Annotated in this window: 5 protein-coding genes; 1 reads left to right on the plus strand and 4 read right to left on the minus strand. The window is 61.5% G+C overall.

Annotation, left to right across the window (positions count from 1 at the left end):
• Positions 1–52 precede the first annotated feature (52 nt).
• Entirely contained in the window at positions 53–3,331 is a 3,279-nt protein-coding gene (locus AACY42_RS26850) for an EAL domain-containing protein (RefSeq protein ID WP_339483471.1), read from the plus strand.
• 4 nt (positions 3,332–3,335) lie between these two features.
• Here the strand turns inward: AACY42_RS26850 and AACY42_RS26855 are convergent, their stop codons facing one another.
• The 4 genes from AACY42_RS26855 to AACY42_RS26870 form a co-directional block, all read right to left on the minus strand.
• Positions 3,336–3,494, minus strand: coding sequence for a hypothetical protein (locus tag AACY42_RS26855; protein WP_339483473.1), 159 nt, complete (start codon positions 3,492–3,494; stop codon positions 3,336–3,338).
• 191 nt (positions 3,495–3,685) lie between these two features.
• Positions 3,686–4,135, minus strand: coding sequence for an Hsp20 family protein (locus AACY42_RS26860; RefSeq protein WP_339483474.1), 450 nt, complete (start codon positions 4,133–4,135; stop codon positions 3,686–3,688).
• A gap of 117 nt (positions 4,136–4,252) precedes the next feature.
• Positions 4,253–5,212 carry a tRNA dihydrouridine synthase gene (locus AACY42_RS26865; RefSeq protein ID WP_339483475.1) on the minus strand — a complete coding sequence of 320 codons (960 nt, stop codon included), beginning with the start codon at positions 5,210–5,212 and terminating at the stop codon, positions 4,253–4,255.
• Between the two features lie 242 nt (positions 5,213–5,454).
• Positions 5,455–5,904 carry an acyl-CoA thioesterase gene (locus AACY42_RS26870; protein ID WP_339483476.1) on the minus strand — a complete coding sequence of 150 codons (450 nt, stop codon included), beginning with the start codon at positions 5,902–5,904 and terminating at the stop codon, positions 5,455–5,457.
• Between the last annotated feature and the right edge of the window lie 155 nt (positions 5,905–6,059).

The following is a 6,059-nucleotide window of genomic DNA, read 5'->3' on the forward strand; positions in this document are numbered from 1 at the left end:
GGGCCCGAATGCTTGTGCTTTATGCCAAAACCCGCTCAAGGCTCGCTAGATAATGCCCAAACCCGCTGACCACCTTCCGCCCTTGCCGCGCATTCAGGCGCTCGACCCGAAACGGTCCGAGCAGAGCTGGGACAGCGCGCCGCAGTTGCTGGCCGCCCTGAACGGTGCGCGACTGGGGGCCTGGTCGTGGGACATCGACAGCGGACAGATCAGTTGGTCCCGCGGCACCCAGGCCCTGTTCGGCTTCGATCCGCGCCAGCCATTGCCCGCGGATGTGGACTATCTGGACCTGCTACTGCCCGAAGACCGGGCCCGGGCCGTGCGCGCCTTTCACGCCGCAGTGGCCGGGGCGCCTCTGGAACAGGCGATGCACCACCGCATCGTCTGGCCCGACGGCAGCCTGCACTGGCTGGAGATCAGCGGCAGCGTGCTACCCGACAAGCACGGTCGTCCGCGCATGATCGGGGTGATCCGTGAAATCACCCATCAGCGCGAGCGGGAACAGGCGCTGAGCAGCTCGGAAAAACGTTTTGCCACGCTGTTCCACCTGAGCCCGAACATGGTACTGCTGACCCGCCAGGAAGACGGGATGATCAGCGAGGCCAACCAGTATTTCGAAAGCCTGTTCGGCTGGCCACGGCACGATGTGATCGGCCGGACCACCCTGGAACTGGGCTTGTGGGTCGATCCCGGGCAACGGACAAAACTGCTGGAAGTCCTCAAGGCCAGCGGCGAACTGGCGAGCATGGAGGTGGAACTGCGGACCAGCAACGGCCAGATCCACAGCGGCCTGCTCAGCGCGCAGAAAGTCGAGCTGGAGGGCCAACCCTACCTGTTGAGCACCTTCCTCGACACCACAGAGCGCAAACTCTCCGAACAGGCCCTCAAGGACAGCCAGGAGCGCCTGGACCTGGCCCTCGACTCAGCGCAACTGGGCACCTGGGACTGGCACATTCCCAGCGGCATGCTCTACGGCTCTGCCCGGGCCGCGCAGCTCCATGGCCTGGAACCCAAGCCGTTCCACGAATCGTTCGATGCGTTTTTCGAAGGCGTCCCCACTGAAGAACGCAACAACATGCGCAACGCCTATCGCAGCCTGCGCGAGGGCCCAGCGGGCAACTATCAGTTGACCTACCGCGTGCAACTGCCGGACGGCAGCTCGCGCTACCTGGAAAGCCGCGCCCGCCTCTACCGCAACGACGACGGCAGCCCATTGCGCATGGCTGGCACCTTGCTCGACATCACCGACCAGGTGGAGCGTGAGCAGAGCCTGGCCGCCTCGGAAGAAAAATTCGCCACGCTGTTCCAGGTCAGCCCCGACCCCATCTGCGTCACTCACCAGGACAGCGGACGGTTCCTTGAGATCAATTCCAGCTTCACCCAGACCTTCGGTTGGACCGCCAGCGACGTGATCGGCCTCGACGCCGACGAAATCGGCCTCTGGGACGCCTCCGGCAGCAGCCTGCAACGCATCGAACGAGTGATCCGCGAACAATCGCTGAACAATGTCGCCATCGTCGCCCACCATAAGAACGGCCAGTCAATGACCTGTGTGATTTCCAGCCGGCAAATCAACGTCGGCAACCAGCCCTGCATCGTCACGACCTTGCGGGACATCACACAACAACAACGCTCAGAAGCCGCCCTCAAAGCCAGCGAAGAGAAATTCGCCAAGGCGTTTCATTCCAGCCCCGACGCCATCACCATCACCGAGTTCGAAAGCGGTCGCTACCTGGAAGTCAACGACGGTTTCTGCCGGTTGACCGGCTACCGCGCCGACGAAGTGATTGGGCGTACGGTCTACGAAGTGGGGATCTGGGCCGAAGAAAAACAGCGCGCCGCGCTGCTGGCCGAACTGCAACTCAAGGGCCGCGTAGTCCACCAGGAAATGCTTGGGCGCAATAAACTCGGGGATATCCTCACCGTGGAAGTGTCGGTCGAGCCCATCACCCTCAATGAAACCGCGTGCCTTCTGCTGACCGCCCGGGACGTGAGCCTGCTGCGCAATGCCGAAGCTCAGATTCGCCACCTGGCCTACCACGACCCATTGACCAACCTGCCCAACCGGGCCTTGCTGATGGACCGGCTGAGCCAGCAGATCGCCCTGCTCAAACGCCACAACCTGCGCGGCGCCCTGCTGTTTCTCGACCTGGACCACTTCAAGCACATCAACGACTCCCTCGGTCACCCGGTGGGCGACACCGTACTGAAGATCATCACCGCGCGCCTGGAAGCCAGCGTGCGCCTGGAAGACACCGTCGCACGACTGGGCGGCGATGAGTTCGTGGTGCTGCTCAGCGGCCTGGAAGGCTCGCGTAGCGATGTCAGCAAGCAAGTGCAGACCCTGGCCAACACCCTGCGCGAACTGCTCTCGGAACCGATGTTTCTCGATGGCCAGCGCCTGCAGGTCACGCCGAGCATCGGTATGGCGCTGATTCCCGACCACGGTTCCACGCCCACCGATTTGCTCAAGCGCGCCGACATTGCGCTGTACCGCGCCAAGGACTCAGGGCGCAACACCTCGCAGATGTTCCACACCATCATGCAAAAAGCCGCCAGCGAACGGCTGCGCATGGAGACCGACCTGCGCCTTGCCCTGGCCCGTGGCGAGTTCAGCGTGCATTTCCAGCCTCAGGTCGATGCCCGGGACAACCGCATCATCGGCGCCGAAGCCCTGGTGCGCTGGCATCATCCGGACCTGGGCGCCCAATCGCCCAATGAATTCATCAAAGTGCTGGAAGACAGTGGCCTGATCCTGGAAGTCGGGACCTGGATCCTCGATGAAGCCTGCGCCGGCTTCAAGCAACTGATCGCCAAGGGCAAGATCGATCCCCAGCAATTCAGCCTCTGCGTGAACATCAGCCCACGGCAATTCCGCCAGAGCGACTTTGTCGAACGCATCGAAAATAGCCTCGTCACTCACGACCTGCCCTTCGCCCTGCTGAAACTGGAAATCACCGAAGGTATCGTGATCCAGAACCTGGACGACACCATCGCCAAGATGCGCCGGCTCAAGAAGCTGGGGGTGAGCTTTGCCATGGATGATTTCGGCACCGGTTATTCGTCGCTGACCTACCTCAAGCGCCTGCCGGTGGACACACTGAAAATCGACCAGTCATTCGTGCACGACGCCACCACCGACCCCAACGACGCCGAAATCATCCGCGCCATCATCGCCATGGCCCGCAGCCTCAACCTGATCACGATTGCCGAAGGGGTGGAGACCCCAGAGCAATTGCAATTCCTGCAAGGGCTCGATTGCCATCTGTACCAGGGTTATTTGCATAGCCGACCACTGCCGCTGGAGGCGTTTGAGCGGTTGTTGCGCTGATGGATTAAAGCAACTGTTCACGCGTGGTGATGCCCCAGCCGCCTTCGACATCGACATGCTTGAGGTCGAAACAATAGGTAGGCGCGGTGTAATCAGCATTGGGATTAAGGGCGACCAATGGCGCAGAACGCGCATATAGCCAGCGCTGTTCCATCTCATCCATGAAGAAAGCTCCAGGACCGGTGAGAGTATGGAGAGGTGCCAGTTTTTTCTCGGCGGGGATTGTAAAAAGCCGAGTAAGTAACGGCAAACACGGTAGCAGTGCTCCAAGCCTCAAAGAAAAGGCCCCGACATGTCGGGGCCTTCATTCACCGGCCTATCGTCCATTCAGACAATAGTGTTTCTGCACGTAAATCAATTCTGCAGCGCCGGCTGCTGCGCACCGTTGATCGGGATGCGCTTGGCTTTCGCCTCTTCCGGGATCACCCGCAGCAGGTCGATGCTCAACAGACCGTTGCTCAGGCCGGCGGACTTGATCTCGATATGATCCGCCAACCGAAAAGACAGCTTGAACGCACGCTGGGCGATGCCCTGGTGCAGGTAGGTGACGCTGTCGTTGTGGGCTTCACGTTTGCCGCCACTGATGGTCAGCACACCTTTTTCCACTTGCAGGTCCAGGTCTTCTTCCTGGAACCCGGCGGCGGCGACCACGATGCGGTACTCGTCATCACCCTGTTTTTCCACGTTGTAGGGTGGATAGCTGCTGCCCGGCTCGTTGCGCAGGGCGGTTTCGAACAAGTCGTTGAAGCGATCGAAACCTACCGAAGAACGGAACAGGGGGGCCAACGAAAATGCAGTACTCATGATTCAAATCTCCTGAAAAAGTCAGCAAGCTTTTTTGTCTCCGCGACCCGAATTCGGCATCGCGTAACCCCTATCTAGGGGCCGCCAAAAACTTTTCAAGCGTTTTTTTGATTTTTTTCAGGCCGCTTCGGTGCGCTGCACACCCAGCAAATGGCCCACCGCGTCCAGGTCGGTTTCCCGGCGCAAGGCGGTAAACAGCGCCACCGCTTCGGGGTAATTGCGAGTCAGCATCGCCAGCCACTGCTTCAAACGGCCTGGGGCCTGGCGCGGTGTCAGTTGCTCAACCACTTGCACCCAAAAGTCGTGGAGCATCGGCTGCAGCTCGGCCCAGGACAGCTCGACCACGTCCTCACCGGACCGGGCCGCGGCGATCTGTCGGGCCAAATCAGGGCGGGAAACAAGACCGCGACCGAGCATGATGTCTTCGACACCGCTAATTTCGCGGCAACGGCGCCAATCTTCCACGCTCCAGATATCGCCATTGGCGAACACCGGCACCTTGACCACTTCCTGCACCCGGGGGATCCACTCCCAGTGGGCCGGAGGCTTGTAGCCATCGACCTTGGTCCGCGCGTGCACCACGATGTGCGCTGCCCCGCCTTCGGCCAGCGCAGTGGCACACACCAGCGCGCCGTCCGGGCTGTCGAAACCCAGGCGCATCTTGGCGGTGACCGGGATGTGTTTTGGCACCGCACGACGCACGTGCTCAACGATTTCATTGAGCAGTTCCGGCTCCTTGAGCAACACCGCCCCGCCCCGGGATTTATTCACGGTCTTGGCCGGGCAACCGAAGTTCAAGTCGATAACCTCCGAGCCCAACTCGCACGCCAACGCCGCGTTTTCCGCCAGGCACACCGGATCGGAACCGAGCAACTGCACCCGCAACGGCACGCCGGCAGCCGTCTGGGCACCGGTCAGCAGCTCAGGGGCGAGCTTGTGGAAATAGGCCGGCGTGAGCAGACGGTCGTTGACACGGATGAACTCGGTGACACACCAGTCGATACCGCCAACACGGGTCAGGACATCCCGTAGGATGTTGTCGACCAACCCCTCCATGGGCGCCAGGGCAATTTGCATGGAAACACGCACTCAAACGAAAAAACGTGCGGCAGTTTACCGGATTTTGCCCACCTATCCGGCATTCACCACAAATCCCTTGTGGGAGGGTTAGCTCGCGAATGCGGTGGGTCCGCTTGCCGAGAGGTTGAATGTACCGCCGCCTTCGCGAGCAAGCCCGCTCCCACAGGGGTTATCGATCGTTCGAAAATCCTGTGCTCGCCACAAATTCCTTGGGGGAACCTGCTCGCGATAACGGAGGGTCAGTCGATGAGGACGCCGGATGGCTTCAACGCAGGACCATAACCCTCAATGAATTCCGCCGGCATGCGCTTGGGCCTGCCAGTGGACAATTCGATGCAGACGAAGGTGGTCTGGGCTCGCAGCAGCGTGATGCTGTCGCTGGGACGAATCAGCTGGAAATGCCGAGTCATCTTCAACCGCTGGTCCCAGTCGACAATCCAGGTCGCCAATTGCAGCTCATCGCCTTCATAGGCGGCTGCCAGGTAATCGATTTCATGCCGCACCACTGCCATGGCCCGGTCCAGGCGCCGATACTCCACCAGATCCAGGCCCAAGCGCTGGGAATGGCGCCACGCGCAGCGCTCGAGCCAGTTGACGTACACCGCGTTATTGGCGTGGCCCAGCCCGTCGATGTCCTCGGCATTTACCTGAAGATCAATAATGAACGGTGTTGCGCGATCCCAGCCCATGCCCCTCTCCTGGTTGAATTTGGATCGGGGCAGTGTAACGGATCCGAGCTCGACCGCCATCGCGGGGGGGGGGGGGGGGGGGGGGGGGGGGGGGGGGGGGGGGGGGGGGGGGGGGGGGGGGGGGGGGGGGGGGGGGGGGGGGGGGGGGGGGGGGG

The organism is Pseudomonas sp. RL_5y_Pfl2_73 (assembly GCF_963970515.1).
Lineage (GTDB): Bacteria > Pseudomonadota > Gammaproteobacteria > Pseudomonadales > Pseudomonadaceae > Aquipseudomonas.